Annotated in this window: 14 protein-coding genes; 12 read left to right on the top strand and 2 right to left on the bottom strand. The window is 56.2% G+C overall.

What is annotated here, in order from left to right; translation table 11 throughout:
* Positions 1 to 11 precede the first annotated feature (11 nt).
* The 7 genes from amiB to hflC all read left to right on the top strand — a co-directional run bounded on the left by amiB (position 12) and on the right by hflC (position 8269).
* Complete coding sequence (gene amiB / locus MXM41_RS11695) at positions 12 to 1343, top strand: N-acetylmuramoyl-L-alanine amidase AmiB (RefSeq protein WP_325932091.1); 1332 nt, start codon at positions 12 to 14, stop codon at positions 1341 to 1343.
* 9 nt (positions 1344 to 1352) lie between these two features.
* The gene (mutL, locus tag MXM41_RS11700) at positions 1353 to 3200 is read left to right on the top strand and encodes a DNA mismatch repair endonuclease MutL (RefSeq protein ID WP_325932092.1); all 1848 of its coding nucleotides are present in this window, start codon (positions 1353 to 1355) and stop codon (positions 3198 to 3200) included.
* Positions 3193 to 4143, top strand: a complete 951-nt coding sequence (gene miaA, locus MXM41_RS11705; RefSeq protein WP_325932093.1) for a tRNA (adenosine(37)-N6)-dimethylallyltransferase MiaA — start codon at positions 3193 to 3195, stop codon at positions 4141 to 4143. Before mutL ends, miaA begins: the two co-directional genes overlap by 8 nt.
* An 85-nt stretch (positions 4144 to 4228) precedes the next feature.
* Positions 4229 to 4537 (top strand): RNA chaperone Hfq, encoded by a 309-nt coding sequence (gene hfq / locus MXM41_RS11710; RefSeq protein ID WP_032616179.1) that lies wholly within the window; start codon positions 4229 to 4231, stop codon positions 4535 to 4537.
* 77 nt (positions 4538 to 4614) lie between these two features.
* Complete coding sequence (hflX, locus tag MXM41_RS11715; RefSeq protein WP_325932095.1) at positions 4615 to 5895, top strand: ribosome rescue GTPase HflX; 1281 nt, start codon at positions 4615 to 4617, stop codon at positions 5893 to 5895.
* 116 nt (positions 5896 to 6011) lie between these two features.
* Positions 6012 to 7265 carry an FtsH protease activity modulator HflK gene (gene hflK, locus MXM41_RS11720; protein WP_325932097.1) on the top strand — a complete coding sequence of 418 codons (1254 nt, stop codon included), beginning with the start codon at positions 6012 to 6014 and terminating at the stop codon, positions 7263 to 7265.
* A 2-nt stretch (positions 7266 to 7267) separates the two neighbouring features.
* Positions 7268 to 8269, top strand: a complete 1002-nt coding sequence (gene hflC, locus MXM41_RS11725; RefSeq protein ID WP_325932098.1) for a protease modulator HflC — start codon at positions 7268 to 7270, stop codon at positions 8267 to 8269.
* A gap of 53 nt (positions 8270 to 8322) precedes the next feature.
* Here hflC and MXM41_RS11730 read toward each other — a convergent pair whose 3' ends face one another.
* Entirely contained in the window at positions 8323 to 8613 is a 291-nt protein-coding gene (locus tag MXM41_RS11730; RefSeq protein WP_325932099.1) for a hypothetical protein, read from the bottom strand.
* Positions 8614 to 8986: 373 nt separating this feature from the next.
* Here MXM41_RS11730 and MXM41_RS11735 point away from each other — a divergent pair, with 373 nt between their 5' ends.
* From MXM41_RS11735 to rlmB, 4 genes are all read left to right on the top strand, one after another.
* Positions 8987 to 10285, top strand: coding sequence for an adenylosuccinate synthase (locus MXM41_RS11735; protein WP_039028486.1), 1299 nt, complete (start codon positions 8987 to 8989; stop codon positions 10283 to 10285).
* Between the two features lie 202 nt (positions 10286 to 10487).
* Positions 10488 to 10913 carry a nitric oxide-sensing transcriptional repressor NsrR gene (nsrR, locus tag MXM41_RS11740; protein ID WP_010427492.1) on the top strand — a complete coding sequence of 142 codons (426 nt, stop codon included), beginning with the start codon at positions 10488 to 10490 and terminating at the stop codon, positions 10911 to 10913.
* A 38-nt stretch (positions 10914 to 10951) separates the two neighbouring features.
* Positions 10952 to 13393 carry a ribonuclease R gene (gene rnr / locus MXM41_RS11745; protein WP_325932100.1) on the top strand — a complete coding sequence of 814 codons (2442 nt, stop codon included), beginning with the start codon at positions 10952 to 10954 and terminating at the stop codon, positions 13391 to 13393.
* 64 nt (positions 13394 to 13457) lie between these two features.
* Positions 13458 to 14192: a 23S rRNA (guanosine(2251)-2'-O)-methyltransferase RlmB gene (rlmB, locus tag MXM41_RS11750; RefSeq protein WP_325932101.1), complete on the top strand. Its 735-nt coding sequence runs from the start codon at positions 13458 to 13460 to the stop codon at positions 14190 to 14192.
* A gap of 112 nt (positions 14193 to 14304) precedes the next feature.
* On the opposite strand, the gene MXM41_RS11755 is transcribed toward rlmB, so the two are convergent.
* Positions 14305 to 15594 (bottom strand): MFS transporter, encoded by a 1290-nt coding sequence (locus MXM41_RS11755; RefSeq protein WP_325932102.1) that lies wholly within the window; start codon positions 15592 to 15594, stop codon positions 14305 to 14307.
* A 181-nt stretch (positions 15595 to 15775) separates the two neighbouring features.
* Here MXM41_RS11755 and MXM41_RS11760 point away from each other — a divergent pair, with 181 nt between their 5' ends.
* On the top strand, positions 15776 to 17398 hold the full coding sequence (locus MXM41_RS11760; RefSeq protein WP_325932103.1) for an isovaleryl-CoA dehydrogenase: 1623 nt from the start codon (positions 15776 to 15778) through the stop codon (positions 17396 to 17398).

Raw genomic sequence — 17398 nt, forward strand, 5'->3', positions numbered from 1 at the left:
GAGATAACGGGATGATTAATCGCGTTAAAAATTGGTTGATAGCGGCTACGGTGCTGTTTTGTGCGCAGGCCGGGGCGGCAACGTTGTCAGATATTCAGGTTTCCAATGGAGACAATCAGGCCCGGATCACCTTCAGCTTTATGGGCGATCCTGAATATGCGTTTTCGCAGGACGATAAACGCAGCGTCGCGCTGGATATCAAACAGACCGGCGTCATCAGGGGGCTACCGCTACAGTTCAGCGGTAACAACCTGGTGCGCAGTATCCGTTCCGGTACGCCGAAAGACGCCCAGTCTCTGCGGCTGGTGGTCGATTTAACGCAAAACGGCAAGACCCGGGCGGTGAAGCAACAAAACGGAGCGAACTACCTGGTGGTGTTTACTATCAACGCCGATGCGCCGCCGCCGCCGCCACCACCAGCAGTGGTAAAGCGGGTAGAGCAGCCTGTCGCTGCGCCGCGCCCCTCGGAGCCGGCACGAAATCCGTTTAAATCCGGCAGCGATCGTATGACCAGCGTTACCAGCAGCAACACGGTGACACGCCCGGCGGCGCAGGCGCGTCCCTCGAACGGCGAAAAGGTTATTATCGCCATCGATGCCGGACATGGCGGACAAGATCCTGGCGCAATCGGGCCGGGCGGTACGCGTGAGAAAAATGTGACCATCGCTATTGCCCGTAAACTTCGAACACTGCTGAACGACGACCCCATGTTTAAAGGGGTTCTGACCCGCGACGGCGACTATTTCATCTCTGTTATGGGGCGCTCTGACGTGGCGCGCCAGCAGAATGCTAATTTCCTGGTCTCTGTACATGCCGATGCGGCCCCCAACCGCAATGCGACGGGGGCATCCGTATGGGTGCTCTCCAACCGCCGCGCCAACAGCGAAATGGCAAACTGGCTTGAAGAACATGAAAAGCAGTCCGAGCTGTTAGGCGGGGCAGGTGACGTGCTGGCGAACAGCCAGTCAGATCCCTACCTGAGCCAGGCGGTGCTGGATTTACAGTTCGGCCATTCCCAGCGCGTCGGGTATGATGTGGCGACTAACGTCCTGAGCCAGCTGCAAAGCGTGGGTTCCCTGCATAAGCGCCGCCCGGAACATGCCAGCCTGGGCGTGCTGCGCTCGCCGGATATTCCGTCCATTCTGGTGGAAACAGGCTTTATCAGTAATAACGGTGAAGAGCGCCTGCTGGCCAGCGACAACTACCAGCAGCAGATTGCCGAAGCGATTTACAAAGGCCTGCGTAAGTATTTTGATGCGCACCCGCTTCAGTCTGCACCGCAGGGTGGCGCAGGGCAGACCGCCAGCGCCGTGTTACCGGGCGAGTCAACCTCGACCAATTAAGGAGCTATCATGCCGATTCAGGTTCTGCCGCCGCAGCTTGCGAACCAAATCGCCGCCGGTGAGGTGGTAGAACGTCCTGCGTCGGTGGTGAAAGAGCTGGTGGAAAACAGTCTCGATGCGGGCGCTACCCGCATTGACATTGATATTGAACGCGGCGGTGCGAAGCTCATTCGCATCCGTGATAACGGCTGCGGCATCAAAAAAGAGGAGCTGGCGCTGGCGCTGGCTCGTCACGCGACCAGCAAAATTGCCTCCCTCGACGATCTCGAAGCCATTATCAGTCTCGGTTTTCGCGGCGAAGCGCTGGCCAGTATCAGCTCAGTCTCTCGCTTAACGCTCACCTCCCGCACGGCTGAGCAGCAGGAAGCCTGGCAGGCTTATGCCGAAGGGCGGGACATGGACGTGACGGTCAAACCTGCCGCGCATCCGGTGGGCACCACGCTGGAAGTGCTGGATCTCTTTTATAACACCCCCGCGCGGCGCAAGTTTATGCGCACCGAGAAAACCGAATTTGGCCATATCGACGAGATCATTCGCCGTATCGCCCTGGCGCGCTTTGATGTCACCATCAACCTGAGCCACAACGGCAAGATGATGCGTCAGTACCGTGCCGTCGCGCAGGGTGGACAGAAAGAGCGTCGGCTGGGCGCCATTTGCGGCACCGCCTTCCTGGAGCAGGCGCTGGCCATTGAATGGCAGCATGGCGATCTGACCCTGCGCGGCTGGGTGGCCGATCCGAAAGCAACCAGTGCGGCCTTTGCAGAGATCCAGTATTGCTACGTGAACGGGCGCATGATGCGAGACCGCCTCATCAACCACGCAATCCGTCAGGCGTGCGAGGATAACCTTGGTGCCGGCGAACAACCCGCGTTTGTGCTCTATCTGGAGATTGACCCGCATCAGGTGGACGTTAACGTCCATCCGGCGAAGCATGAAGTGCGTTTTCATCAATCGCGGCTGGTACATGACTTCATTTACCAGGGCGTGCTGAGCGTGTTACAGCAGCAGGCCGATCCGGACCTGCCGTTGAACGAAGAGGTACCAGCTCCGCGTCAGATTCCGGAAAACCGCGTGGCGGCGGGCAGAAACCAGTTTGCTGAACCCGCTGTAGCGCGAGAACCGGCCGCACCGCGTTTCTCATCCGGCGGTTCAGCGCCCAGGACATCGGGTGCCAACTACCCTCATGCCCAGCCGGGCTACCAGAAGCAGGCGGGCGCGGTGTATCGCACATTATTGGATACCCCAACTCCGGCACAAAAAGCCGATGAGGCCGCACCTGTGGCACCTGCGCTGACGGCACATAACCAGAGTTTTGGCCGGGTGCTGACCATTATCGCTCCTGATGCCGCGCTGCTTGAACGTGAAGGCCAGCTGGCGCTGTTATCTCTGCCGGTCGCCGAACGCTGGTTAAAGCAGGCGCAGCTGGCGCCTGGTCCACATCAGGCCTGCGCGCAGCCGCTACTGATCCCGGTACGGATAAAAATCTCGCCGCAGGAGACGCAGACTGTGCAGCGTCATCAGGCTGCGCTGGCTGAAATGGGCATCGAAATGGTACTTGAGGCGCATCATGTCACGCTTAGGGCGGTGCCTTTACCCTTACGCCAACAAAATTTACAAAACTTGATTCCTGAACTGATAGGCTACCTGGCGCAGCAGACAACGTTTGATGCCGCCAACACCGCGCAGTGGATTTCCCGCCAGCTGGCCAGCGATCACCCGACGTGGAGTATGGCGCAGGCTATCACCGTACTGGCGGAGGTTGAACGCCTCTGCCCTCAGCTGGTGAAGGCCCCGCCGGGGGGTTTATTACAACTTGTCGACTTACAAACGGCTAAGACCGCCCTGAAAAATGAGTGATTTAAGCAATACCAGCCTGCCAAAGGCGATATTTTTGATGGGGCCAACGGCCTCGGGTAAAACCGCGTTAGCTATTGAGTTACGTAAAGTTTTGCCAGTAGAGTTGATTAGCGTTGATTCCGCCCTTATTTATCAGGGGATGGATATTGGTACGGCAAAGCCTAACGCAGAAGAGTTACGCGCGGCGCCGCACCGATTGCTGGATATTCTCGACCCGTCGGAGGCTTATTCGGCGGCTGATTTTCGTCGTGACGCGCTGACGCAGATGGCGGAGATCACAGCAGCAGGACGTATCCCGTTGCTGGTGGGCGGAACAATGCTGTATTTCAAAGCCTTACTGGAAGGACTGTCGCCATTACCTTCGGCAGATCCGGCGGTAAGAGCAAAAATTGAGCAACAGGCGGCAGAGCAGGGATGGGGTGCGCTGCATGAACAACTGGCAGAGATAGATCCGGTTGCAGCAGCACGTATTCATCCAAATGATCCGCAAAGGCTTTCCCGGGCACTGGAAGTTTTTTTCATTTCGGGTAAAACTTTAACGGAACTGACGCAAACGTCAGGAGAGGCTCTGCCGTATCAGGTGCATCAGTTCGCCATCGCCCCGGCGAGCCGTGAACTGCTCCATCAGCGAATTGAGCAGCGTTTTCATCAGATGTTAGCTTCAGATTTTGAAGCAGAAGTGCGGGCGCTATTTGCCCGTGGAGATTTGCATACGGATATGCCTTCCATTCGTTGTGTGGGTTATCGCCAGATGTGGTCATACATTGAAGGTGAAATTTCACATGATGAAATGGTTTATCGAGGTATTTGCGCCACGAGACAGTTGGCGAAACGCCAGATAACCTGGTTGCGCGGCTGGGACGGTGTTCACTGGTTAGACAGTGAAAAACCGCAACAGGCGTTAAACGATGTCTTACAGGTTGTTGGTGATATCGCAGACTGAATGTGTACAATTAAGCCGTATCGTGCGCAATTTTTCAGAATCGCAAGGTTCTAAGTACAAAACAAGCATATAAGGAAAAGATAGAATGGCTAAGGGGCAATCTTTACAAGATCCGTTCTTGAACGCACTGCGTCGTGAACGTGTTCCAGTTTCTATTTATTTGGTGAATGGTATTAAGCTGCAAGGTCAGATTGAGTCTTTTGATCAGTTCGTGATCCTGTTGAAAAACACGGTCAGCCAGATGGTCTACAAGCACGCGATTTCTACTGTTGTTCCGTCTCGCCCGGTATCTCATCACAGCAATAACGCAGGCGGCGGCTCCAGTAACTACCATCATGGCAGCAACGCGCAGGGCTCTTCTGCGCCTGCGCAGGACAGTGAAGAAACCGAATAAGGTTACTGGCTGTTATTTCCATATCGGGGAGCCAGATTTTCTGTGTTCCCCGCTGATCTTTTTTGAGGGGTTTACGCTTGTTTGACCGTTACGATGCCGGTGAGCAGGCGGTGCTGGTACACATCTATTTTTCGCAAGACAAAGATATGGAAGATCTCCAGGAGTTTGAATCTCTGGTCTCTTCCGCCGGTGTCGAAGCAATGCAGGTGATTACCGGTAGCCGTAAAGCGCCGCACCCAAAGTATTTTGTTGGTGAAGGTAAAGCAGTTGAGATTGCGGATGCCGTTAAAGCGACTGGTGCATCAGTCGTGCTATTTGATCACGCCCTGACACCGGCTCAGGAACGCAACCTGGAACGTCTGTGCGAATGCCGTGTTATCGATCGGACGGGTTTGATTTTAGACATTTTTGCTCAACGTGCACGTACTCATGAAGGGAAACTGCAGGTTGAACTGGCGCAGTTGCGCCATCTGGCGACGCGTCTGGTGCGTGGCTGGACACACCTTGAACGACAAAAGGGCGGGATTGGTTTGCGTGGCCCGGGTGAAACCCAGCTCGAAACCGACCGTCGCTTGCTGCGTGGCCGTATTACCCAGATTCTCTCCCGACTGGAAAGAGTTGAGAAGCAACGCGAGCAGGGGCGCCGCTCCCGACAGAAAGCAGACATCCCGACGGTGTCGCTTGTCGGTTATACCAACGCCGGTAAATCCACCCTGTTTAACCAGATAACCGAGGCCCAGGTATATGCCGCAGACCAGCTGTTTGCGACCCTGGATCCGACGCTGCGCCGCATCAACGTGACGGATGTTGGTGAAACCGTGCTGGCGGATACCGTAGGGTTTATCCGCCATCTGCCGCACGATCTGGTGGCCGCGTTTAAAGCCACCCTGCAGGAGACCCGTCAGGCGACGTTGCTGTTGCACGTTATTGACGCCGCGGATGTCCGCGTGCAGGAAAACATTGATGCAGTGAATATCGTGCTGGAAGAGATTGAGGCCCACGAGATCCCGACGCTGCTGGTAATGAACAAGATCGATATGCTGGACAACTTCGAGCCGCGTATCGACAGGGATGAAGAGAACATACCGATTCGGGTCTGGCTTTCTGCTCAGACCGGTGTCGGTGTACCACTGCTTTTCCAGGCCTTAACAGAACGCCTTTCCGGTGAAGTGGCTCAGCACACGCTGCGTCTCCCTCCCGAGGAAGGCCGACTGCGCAGCCGTTTTTATCAGCTTCAGGCGATAGAAAAAGAGTGGATGGAGGATGACGGCAGCGTGGGGTTGCAGGTACGTATGCCAATCGTTGACTGGCGTCGCCTCTGTAAACAAGAACCTGCGCTGGTCGACTATGTCGTCTGACCGGAAAGGAGATGCCTGAAGGATTTTGCCCTTTGGGATACCCGAACCGCTGCGGATGCTCCGGCATGCCAGGCGTTTGAGGGTATATCACCGCATAACAAATATGGAGCACATACATGGCGTGGAATCAGCCCGGTAATAACGGACAAGACCGCGACCCGTGGGGGAGCAGCAATAATCAAGGCGGCAACTCCGGGGGAAATGGCAACAAAGGTGGGCGCGAGCAGGGGCCACCCGATCTGGATGATATCTTCCGCAAGCTGAGTAAGAAGCTGGGCGGTCTTGGCGGTGGTAAAGGCACTGGCGGCGGTACTGGCCAGGGGCCGCGTCCTCATATGGGCGGTCGCGTTGTGGGCATTGTTGCGGCTGCCGCAGTGATTATCTGGGCTGCGAGCGGGTTCTACACCATCAAAGAAGCAGAGCGCGGCGTTGTGACCCGTTTTGGTAAGTTCAGCCATCTGGTTGAGCCTGGCCTGAACTGGAAGCCAACCTTTATCGATGACGTCACGGCGGTGAACGTTGAATCGGTACGTGAACTGGCAGCATCCGGTGTGATGCTGACCTCTGATGAAAACGTCGTGCGTGTGGAAATGAACGTGCAGTACCGCGTCACCGATCCACAGCACTATCTGTTTAGCGTGACCAGCGCGGATGACAGTCTGCGTCAGGCTACCGACAGCGCCCTGCGCGGCGTAATCGGTAAATACACCATGGACCGTATTCTGACCGAAGGTCGTACCGTTATTCGTAGCGATACTCAGCGTGAGCTGGAAGAGACCATTCGTCCTTACAACATGGGTATCACCCTGCTGGACGTTAACTTCCAGGCTGCGCGTCCGCCGGAAGAGGTAAAAGCGTCCTTTGACGATGCGATTGCCGCCCGTGAAAACGAGCAGCAGTACATCCGTGAGGCCGAAGCCTACACCAACGAAGTTCAGCCGCGTGCGAACGGTCAGGCCCAGCGTATTCTGGAAGAGGCGCGAGCCTATAAGACCCAGACCGTGCTGGAAGCCCAGGGTGAGGTGGCTCGCTTTGCGAAGATCCTGCCGGAATATAAAGCCGCGCCGGAAATCACTCGCGAGCGTCTCTATATTGAGACCATGGAGAAAGTGCTGAGCCATACTCGCAAAGTGCTGGTTAACGACAGCAAAAATGGCAACCTGATGGTTCTGCCGCTGGATCAGATGCTGAAAGGCGGTAACGCCGCAGGCGCAAAGAGCGACAACAGCGGGGCGAATAACCTGCTGCGGTTGCCGCCATCATCCAGTAGCAACTCCAGCGCGAACACCACCTCAAACAACGAGGGTGACATCATGGACCAACGCCGCGCCAACGCGCAGCGTAACGACTACCAGCGTCAGGGGGAATAACGATGCGTAAGTCAGTAATTGCGATCATTATCATCGTGCTGGTTGTGCTTTATACCTCTATTTTTGTTGTAAAAGAGGGCGAGCGCGGCATTACCCTGCGTTTTGGCAAAGTTCTGCGTGATAGCGAAGAAAAGCCGCTGGTTTATGAACCGGGTCTGCACTTTAAGATCCCGTTAATTGAATCGGTGAAAACGCTCGATGCTCGTATCCAGACCATGGATAACCAGGCCGACCGTTTCGTGACCAAAGAGAAAAAAGACCTGATCGTCGACTCTTACATCAAATGGCGTATCAGTGATTTCAGCCGCTACTATCTGGCGACCGGCGGCGGTGACGTCTCCCAGGCAGAAGTTCTGCTGAAACGTAAGTTCTCTGACCGTCTGCGTTCTGAGATCGGTCGTCTGGACGTACGGGATATCGTAACCGACTCTCGTGGTCGCCTGACCTCAGAAGTGCGCGATGCCCTGAACTCCGGTTCTGCAGGAACTGAAGATGAAGTCACAACGCCTGCAGCAGACGATGCGATTGCCAAAGCCGCTGAGCGCGTTCAGGCTGAAACCAAGGGCAAAGTGGCGGTAATCAACCCGAACAGTATGGCTGCGCTGGGTATTGAAGTCGTCGATGTGCGTATCAAGCAGATCAATCTGCCGACTGAAGTGTCTGAAGCGATCTACAACCGTATGCGCGCCGAGCGTGAAGCGGTAGCGCGTCGCCACCGCTCGCAGGGGCAGGAAGAGGCTGAAAAGCTGCGTGCAACCGCGGACTATGAAGTGACCAAGACGCTGGCAGAAGCTGAACGTCAGGGTCGTATCCTGCGTGGTGAAGGCGATGCTGAAGCCGCGAAGCTGTTCGCCGATGCGTTCAGCCAGGACCCGGACTTCTACGCCTTTATCCGTAGCCTGCGTGCGTATGAAAGCAGCTTCCAGAGCAATCAGGATGTGATGGTACTCAGCCCGGATAGCGATTTCTTCCGCTATATGAAATCACCGGTAACCAATCGCTGATATTAAAATGGCGCCTCAGAGAGGCGCCATTTTTTACTGCAGAAACATGTCGATCAGTTGCCCAGCAGTTTATTCAGCAGACCGCCGATAACTGGCAGGCCTGCCAGGGTAGATTCAATCAGTCCACCCACGTTAGAACCAATGCTTGTCCCCAGCTTTTCTCCCAGATCCGGGGCAATAGTTGAAAGATTAACGGTACCAATCAACGGCAGATCAAGACTCAGCAGATCGCTACCCATTGACCATGCAGCGCTCCCTAGCTTGCTGCCTAAAGACGTCAGGCCATCCTGCAGCCAGCCAGCACCACTGACACATTCAATTTCAAAGGCTGTCAATTCTTTCATTATAATCATCCTAATAATTTTATTGTTTAGCATCACCTCCTGGTGACGCGAAGCCATCCTGACAACCTTTAAAATAGTCAGCAATACCATAGGGTTGTGAATTTTATCTCATCTTCTCAAATCATCTGAACGCATAACGCCATACTGTAGTGTTATGAAAGATGAACCAGGCGTTGTGGCTATTACAACATGGTCATTTTTCATCTGCACCACACCGCTTGTGATGAGATTTGTCTCGCCACACAAGATATTGAGGTAATCGTTTAACTGCTGATGAAGCCATCAATTTCGACGAAATTTGTATACAAAAAAAGCTGAACATCATCAAAACCGATGGTAGAATCCATTTTTAAGCAATCGGTGATTTTGAAAAATGGGTAACAACGTCGTCGTACTGGGCACCCAATGGGGTGACGAAGGTAAAGGGAAGATCGTCGATCTTCTGACTGAACGTGCTAAATTTGTTGTACGTTATCAGGGTGGTCATAACGCAGGCCATACTCTCGTAATCAACGGTGAAAAAACCGTCCTCCATCTTATTCCATCAGGTATTCTTCGTGACAATGTGACCAGCATCATCGGTAACGGTGTTGTGCTGTCTCCTGCTGCGCTGATGAAAGAGATGAAAGGCCTGGAAGACCGTGGTATCCCGGTTCGTGAACGCCTGCTGCTCTCCGAAGCTTGCCCGCTGATCCTCGACTACCACGTTGCGCTGGACCTGGCTCGCGAAAAAGCGCGCGGCGCGAAAGCGATCGGCACTACCGGTCGTGGTATCGGCCCGGCTTACGAAGATAAAGTTGCCCGTCGCGGCCTGCGCGTTGGTGACCTGTTCGATAAAGCTACCTTTGCTGAGAAACTGAAAGAAGTGATGGAATATCACAACTTCCAGCTGGTGAACTTCTACAAAGTTGACGCGGTTGACTACCAGAAAGTGCTGGACGATGTCATGGCAATTGCCGACATCCTGACCGGTATGGTTGTTGATGTGTCCGATCTGCTGGACCAGGCGCGCAAGCGTGGCGATTTCGTCATGTTCGAAGGTGCGCAGGGTACTCTGCTGGATATCGACCATGGTACCTATCCGTACGTAACCTCCTCTAACACCACCGCGGGTGGCGTGGCAACCGGCTCTGGTCTGGGCCCACGTTATGTGGATTACGTTCTGGGTATCATCAAAGCTTACTCCACGCGTGTGGGTGCTGGTCCATTCCCGACCGAGCTGTTTGATGAAACCGGTGAGTTCCTGTGCAAGCAGGGTAACGAGTTTGGTGCGACCACTGGTCGTCGTCGTCGTACCGGCTGGCTGGATGCGGTTGCGGTGCGCCGTGCGGTGCAGATCAACTCTCTGTCTGGCTTCTGCCTGACCAAGCTGGACGTACTGGATGGCCTGAAAGAGGTGAAAATCTGCGTTGCCTACCGTATGCCGGATGGCCGCGAAGTGACCACCACGCCGCTGGCAGCCGACGACTGGCAGGGCATTGAGCCGATCTACGAAACCATGCCGGGCTGGTCTGAAACCACCTTCGGCGTGAAAGAGCGTAGCGGTCTGCCGCAGGCAGCCCTGGATTACATCCAGCGTATTGAAGAACTGACCGGCGTGCCGATTGATATTATCTCTACCGGTCCGGACCGTTCTGAAACGATGATCCTGCGCGACCCGTTCGACGCATAATGATGGTTTAGCCCGGCGGCGCTACGCTTGCCGGGCCTATAACACCTGTCACAGGCCGGAAAGCCATACGCATCCGGCTTTTTACTTCCTCATTTCATCCCTTCAGTTTAAATAAATTCGCCGTTGACTATCTGGCTGGTTTATCATCATTAGTGAATATCTCTGCGGATATACCGCGTTTTACCCTTTTCCTGAGGTTGATGTGCAGTTAACAAGTTTCACCGATTACGGATTACGCGCGCTGATCTACATGGCGTCGTTGCCCGATGGGAAAATGACCAGTATCTCTGAGGTGACAGAGGTGTACGGCGTGTCCCGTAATCATATGGTCAAAATAATCAATCAACTTAGCCGTGCCGGATACGTTGCTGCCGTCCGCGGGAAAAATGGCGGCATCCGCCTCGGTAAACCGGCACAGAGTATTCGTGTCGGCGATGTGGTGCGCGAACTGGAGCCGCTGTCTCTGGTGAATTGCAGCAGCGAGTTTTGCCACATTACGCCTGCCTGTCGTCTGAAACAGGCGCTTTCTAAGGCCGTGCAAAGTTTTCTCATGGAGCTGGATAACTACACGCTGGCCGATTTGGTTGAAGAGAATCAACCGCTGTATAAATTATTGCTGGTGGAATGAAGAAAATTTCCACCGGAGATGACAACGGAGGAACCGATATGTCACAAGATCCATTCCAGGAACGCGAAGCCGAAAAATACGCGAATCCTATTCCCAGCCGCGAGTTCATCATTGAACACTTAACAAAACGCGAAAAACCTGCCAATCGTGAAGAACTTGCCGTTGAATTAAACATTGAAGGCGAAGAGCAAACTGAAGCCCTTCGCCGTCGTCTGCGTGCGATGGAGCGCGACGGACAACTCGTCTTTACCCGCCGTCAATGCTATGCCCTGCCAGAACGTCTCGATCTGCTGAAAGGCATGGTGATTGGCCACCGTGACGGTTACGGTTTCCTGCGCGTCGAAGGCCGCAAGGACGACCTGTATCTCTCTTCTGAACAGATGAAGATGTGCATTCACGGCGACCAGATACTGGCCCAGCCGCTGGGTGCAGACCGCAAAGGGCGTCGTGAAGCGCGCGTCGTGCGCGTGCTGGTGCCAAAAACCAGCCAGATTGTGGGCCGCTACTTCACCGATGCTGGTGTTGGTTTTGTGGTGCCGGACGACAGCCGGCTGAGCTTTGACATCCTCATCCCGCCTGAAGAGGTGATGGGCGCGCGGATGGGCTTTGTGGTAGTGGTTGAGCTGACCCAGCGTCCAACCCGCCGTACCAAGGCTGTCGGTAAGATTGTCGAAGTGCTGGGCGATAACATGGGTACCGGCATGGCCGTGGATATGGCGCTGCGCACCCATGAAATCCCACACGTCTGGCCAAAAGCGGTTGAAGAGCAGGTTGAAGGTCTGAAAGAGCAGGTGCCGGAGTCGGCAAAAGCGGGCCGCGTGGATCTGCGCAGCCTGCCGCTGGTTACCATTGATGGCGAAGACGCCCGTGACTTCGATGACGCCGTGTACTGCGAGAAAAAGCGCGGTGGCGGCTGGCGTCTGTGGGTGGCGATTGCCGATGTGAGCTATTACGTCCGGACGGGTACCCCGCTGGATGGTGAAGCGCGCAACCGCGGCACCTCCGTCTATTTCCCATCCCAGGTTGTGCCGATGCTGCCGGAAGTGCTCTCTAACGGCCTGTGCTCGCTCAACCCGCAGGTTGACCGTCTTTGCATGGTTTGTGAAATGACCATCTCGAGCAAAGGGCGTTTAACCGGTTACAAATTCTATGAAGCGGTGATGAGTTCACATGCTCGCCTGACTTACGCCAAAGTGTGGCGTATGCTGCAGGGTGACCAGGATCTGCGTGAACAGTACGCTCCTCTGGTGAAGCACATTGAAGAGCTGCACAACCTCTATAAGGTGCTGGATCAAGCACGTGAAGAGCGCGGCGGGATCTCATTTGAGAGTGAAGAGGCGAAGTTCATCTTTAACGCCGAGCGTCGTATTGAGCGTATCGAGCAGACCCAGCGTAACGATGCTCACAAGCTGATTGAAGAGTGCATGATCCTGGCGAACATCTCTGCGGCACGCTTTGTTGAGAAAGCCAAAGAGCCTGCGCTGTTCCGTATCCACGATAAACCGACCACTGAAGCCATCACCTCTTTCCGCACCGTGCTGGCGGAACTGGGCCTTGAGCTGCCGGGCGGCAACAAGCCGGAGCCGCGCGATTACGCCGAGCTGCTGGAATCTATCGCCGATCGCCCGGACGCGGAAATGCTGCAAACCATGCTGCTGCGTTCTATGAAGCAGGCGATTTACGATCCTGAAAACCGCGGTCACTTTGGTCTGGCGCTGCAGTCTTATGCACATTTCACCTCGCCGATTCGCCGCTATCCGGACCTTTCCCTGCACCGTGCCATTAAGTATCTGCTGGCACAGGAACAGGGACATAAGGGCAACACCACGGAGACCGGTGGCTACCATTACTCCATGGAAGAGATGCTGCAGCTGGGCCAGCACTGCTCGATGGCCGAACGCCGTGCTGATGAAGCGACGCGCGACGTTGCTGACTGGCTGAAGTGTGACTTCATGTTGGATCAGGTTGGTAACGTGTTTAAAGGTGTGATTGCCAGCGTCACCGGCTTTGGCTTCTTTGTTCGCCTTGATGAACTCTTTATTGATGGTCTGGTTCATGTTTCATCTCTCGATAATGACTACTACCGTTACGATCAGGTGGGGCAACGTCTGACCGGCGAATCCAGCGGCCAGACCTACCGCCTGGGCGATCGGGTTGAGGTGAAGGTTGAAGCCGTCAACATGGACGAGCGTAAGATTGATTTCAGCCTGATCTCCAGCGAACGTGCGCCACGTAACGTGGGTAAAACCGAGCGCGAGAAAGCGAAGAAAGGGGCTGCCGGCAAAACCAGCGGCAAACGCCGTCAGGCCGGTAAGAGAGTAAACTTCGAGCCGGATAGTGCGTTCCGTGGCGAGAAAAAACAGAAGCCGAAGGCCGCGAAGAAAGAAGCCAGAGCGGCGAAAAAGCCGTCGGCTAAAACCCAGAAAATCGCTGCCGCCACCAAAGCAAAGCGGGCTGCGAAGAAAAAAGTGGCGGAGTAACTCTCCCCTGACCTTGATCCTCTCCCGACAGGGAGAGGTGAACAGTAATTAATGAGAACCATCAATGAGTGAAATGATTTACGGCATCCACGCGGTGCAGGCCCTGCTGGAGCGCGCACCGGAGCGTTTTCAGGAAGTGTTTATTCTGAAAGGGCGTGAAGATAAACGCCTGATGCCGCTGATCCACGCGCTGGAAGCGCAGGGCGTAGTGATCCAGCTGGCAAACCGTCAGTATCTGGATGAGAAAAGCGAAGGCGCGGTGCACCAGGGGATCATCGCCCGCGTGAAGCCGGGTCGCCAGTATCAGGAGAACGATCTGCCGGATCTCATTGCTGCGCTGGATAATCCATTCTTCCTGATCCTCGACGGCGTAACCGATCCGCACAACCTCGGTGCCTGCCTGCGTAGCGCCGATGCGGCGGGCGTCCATGCGGTGATCGTGCCGAAAGACCGCTCCGCGCAGCTCAACGCGACGGCCAAGAAAGTGGCCTGTGGCGCGGCGGAGAACGTGCCGCTGATCCGCGTGACCAACCTGGCGCGCACCATGCGTCAGCTGCAGGAAGAGAACATTTGGATCGTTGGCACCGCAGGTGAAGCGGATCATACCCTGTTCCAGAGCAAAATGACCGGCCGCCTGGCGCTGGTGATGGGTGCGGAAGGTGAAGGCATGCGTCGTCTGACGCGCGAACACTGCGACGAGCTGATCAGCATTCCGATGGCAGGCAGCGTGTCGTCCCTGAACGTTTCTGTGGCAACCGGCATCTGCTTGTTCGAAGCGGTTCGCCAGCGTGGGCAATAAACAGTAAGGCCTTCAAAGAAGGCCTTTAGTGTTTTCTCCCTCTTCCTGTCGGAGAGGGGGACATCAGACGGTGATTATTCAGGCCTGGTAACAGCACCACCCGCCGCAGGCCTCACTCCTCCAGCGACCGCAAATGGTCATCCTTCTTAAGCGTCATCAGCGCCAGGATACTCACTACCGCCGTAGCCATCACGTAATAGGCCGGAATATCCAGATTCCCCGTCTCTTTTATCAGCCCGGTAATGATTAACCCTGCGCAGCCCGAAAAGACTGCGTTCGACAGCGAATAGGCCAGCCCCAGCCCGGTATAGCGCACCCGCGTCGGGAACATCTCTGACAGCATGGCCGGCCCCGGCCCTGCCAGCATACCCACCAGCCCCCCGGCAATGAGTACCACAATCGCTTTTACCGCCAGCGTGCTGGACTCCGCCTGCAAAATTTTTAGCAGCGGCAGGGCAAGGATCAGCAGCAGCGCGGCGGCGATAACCATTACCGTGCGGCGCCCAATACGGTCGCTGAGGATCCCGGAAGGGATGATGGTCAGCGCAAAACCGATATTGGAGATCACCGCAATCAGCAGCGCCTGGTTAAAGCCGGTATGCAGGGCCGACTGCAGATAGGCGGGCATGATCACCAGGTAGGTATATCCGGCGGCAGACCACACCATCACCCGGCCAATGCCCATCCCTATCGCCTTAAGCGTGTCGGTGGTTTGCGCCTTCACGGCCACCGGCATGGTTTGCTGCTTCACAAAGCTTGGCGTCTCTTCCATGCTTACCCGCAGCCACAGGGCCACTGCCCCCATCGGCAGGGCGATAAAGAATGGGATACGCCAGCCCCAGTCATGCAGGGCCTCTGGCGTCAGCAGGGTAGAGAGCAGCGCCACGATACCCGCGCCAGCCAGCAGCCCCAGCGCAACGGTAAAGGACTGCCAGGCGCCGTACAGCCCGCGTTTACCGCGCGGGGCGAACTCGGTCATCAGCGACACCGCGCCGCCATATTCACCACCTGCGAAGAGCCCCTGCAGGATCCGCAGGCCGGTGACAATCAGCGGTGCGGCAATGCCGATGCTGGCATACACCGGCACGATGCCGATCGCCGCCGTTGCCAGCGTCATCATCACCAGCACGATAATGAGCGTAGGTTTGCGTCCGATACGATCGCCAATCCGGCCAAATACGATGGCGCCCAGTGGGCGAAAGAAAAAGGCGATGGCGAAAGAGGCGTAGGTGAGGATCAGGCTGGTCAGCCCCGCTTCACCGCTGAGCTGAAAGAAATTTTTCGCAATCACGGTGGCCAGAAAACCGTAAACCGCAAATTCGTACCATTCAATGAAGTTACCAATCGAGCCAGCAATTAAAGCGCGCTTATGGGCATCCGGCGCCCGTTGAGTAGTATGCATCGTATTCTCTCCATGCGTTGAGAATAAATTATTCACCATAACAACCACTAAGAAATTTAATATTCGCTCATTGTGTGACCAGATTCACGCTTGAGCGTGGCGATATTGTGCGCCCGCTTCTGTGCAGCACGTGCCCGGTCTGTCCATACTTACTTCATTGCCATAGAAGGAGGGATACGTTATGCACTGGCAGACGCACACTGTTTTTAATCAGCCTGCGCCACTCACCAACAGTAACCTGTTTCTTTCCGATCGCGCCTTGTGTGAAGCGGTCAATCGTGAAGGTGCCGACTGGGATGCCGAGCTGCTCGCCAGCATCGGTCAACAGCTGGGTACGGCAGAGTCCCTGGAGCTTGGCCGCCTGGCCAACGTCAATCCGCCTGAACTGCTGCGCTATGATGCCAGCGGAACCCGGCTGGATGATGTACGCTTCCACCCTGCGTGGCACCTGCTGATGCAGGGGCTCTGTGCCAATCGGGTACATAACCTGGCATGGGAAGAGGAGGCGCGAAAAGGGGCATTCGTAGCCCGGGCGGCGCGTTTTATCCTGCATGCACAGGTTGAGGCCGGCACGCTTTGTCCCATCACCATGACCTTTGCCGCCACGCCGCTGCTTCAGCAGGCGCTACCCCGTGCATTTCGCGACTGGCTGGCGCCGTTGCTGAGCGACCGGTATGACTCGCACCTGGCGCCAGGCAACCAGAAGCGCGGTCTGTTAATCGGAATGGGGATGACGGAAAAGCAGGGGGGATCGGATGTCCTGAGCAACACCACCCGGGCAGAACGCTGCAGCGACGGCAGCTACCGGCTGGTGGGCCATAAATGGTTTTTCTCGGTACCCCAAAGCGATGCACATCTGGTGCTGGCACAGGCTCAAGGCGGCCTGTCGTGCTTCTTCGTTCCCCGTTTTCTGCCCGACGGCCTGCGCAATGCCGTGCATCTGGAGCGTCTGAAAGACAAGCTGGGCAACCGCTCGAATGCCAGCAGCGAAGCCGAGTTTCTCGACGCCACAGGCTGGCTGCTGGGTGAAGAGGGCGAAGGGGTGCGCCAGATCCTGAAGATGGGCGGTCTCACCCGGTTCGACTGCGCCCTTGGCAGCCACGGCCTGATGCGTCGGGCGTTGTCTGTGGCCTTGTATCATGCCCACCAGCGGCAGACCTTTGGCAAAAACCTGATCGATCAGCCGCTGATGCGTGATGTGTTAAGTCGTATGGCGCTGCAGCTGGAGGGCCAGACGGCGTTCCTGTTCCGCCTGGCGCGAGCCTGGGATCGTCGCGATAACGAACAGGAAGCGCTGTGGGCGCGGCTGTTTACCCCAGCCGCGAAGCTGGCGATCTGTAAAGCGGGCATCCCCTTTGTGGCGGAAGCGATGGAGGTTCTCGGGGGGAGCGGCTATTGCGAAGAGAGTGAGCTGCCGCGCCTGTACCGCGAGATGCCGGTCAACAGCATCTGGGAAGGCTCCGGCAACATTATGGGGCTGGACGTGCTGCGGGTGCTGGCGAAGCAGCCAGGCGTTGTCGATCTGCTTGCGGCTGATTTTGCCGAGGTTAAAGGCCAGGATCGCCATTTCGATCGCAGTTGGCGCCAGCTCCAGCAAAAACTGCGTAAACCGCAGGAGGCGCAGGGCAGGGAGATCGCCCGGCAGATTTACCTGCTGGGGGCGGGGGCGCAGATGTTGCGCCATGCGTCTCCGCCGCTGGCGCAGGCCTGGTGCCGTGAAATGCTCGACGCCCGTGGACGATCGCCGCTCAGCGAGCAGGTTCAGGACGACCTGCTGCTGCGCGCCACGGGCGGCGTGGCCTGA

The organism is Leclercia adecarboxylata (assembly GCF_035787115.1).
In the GTDB taxonomy this organism is placed as follows: Bacteria; Pseudomonadota; Gammaproteobacteria; order Enterobacterales; family Enterobacteriaceae; genus Enterobacter; species Enterobacter adecarboxylatus_E.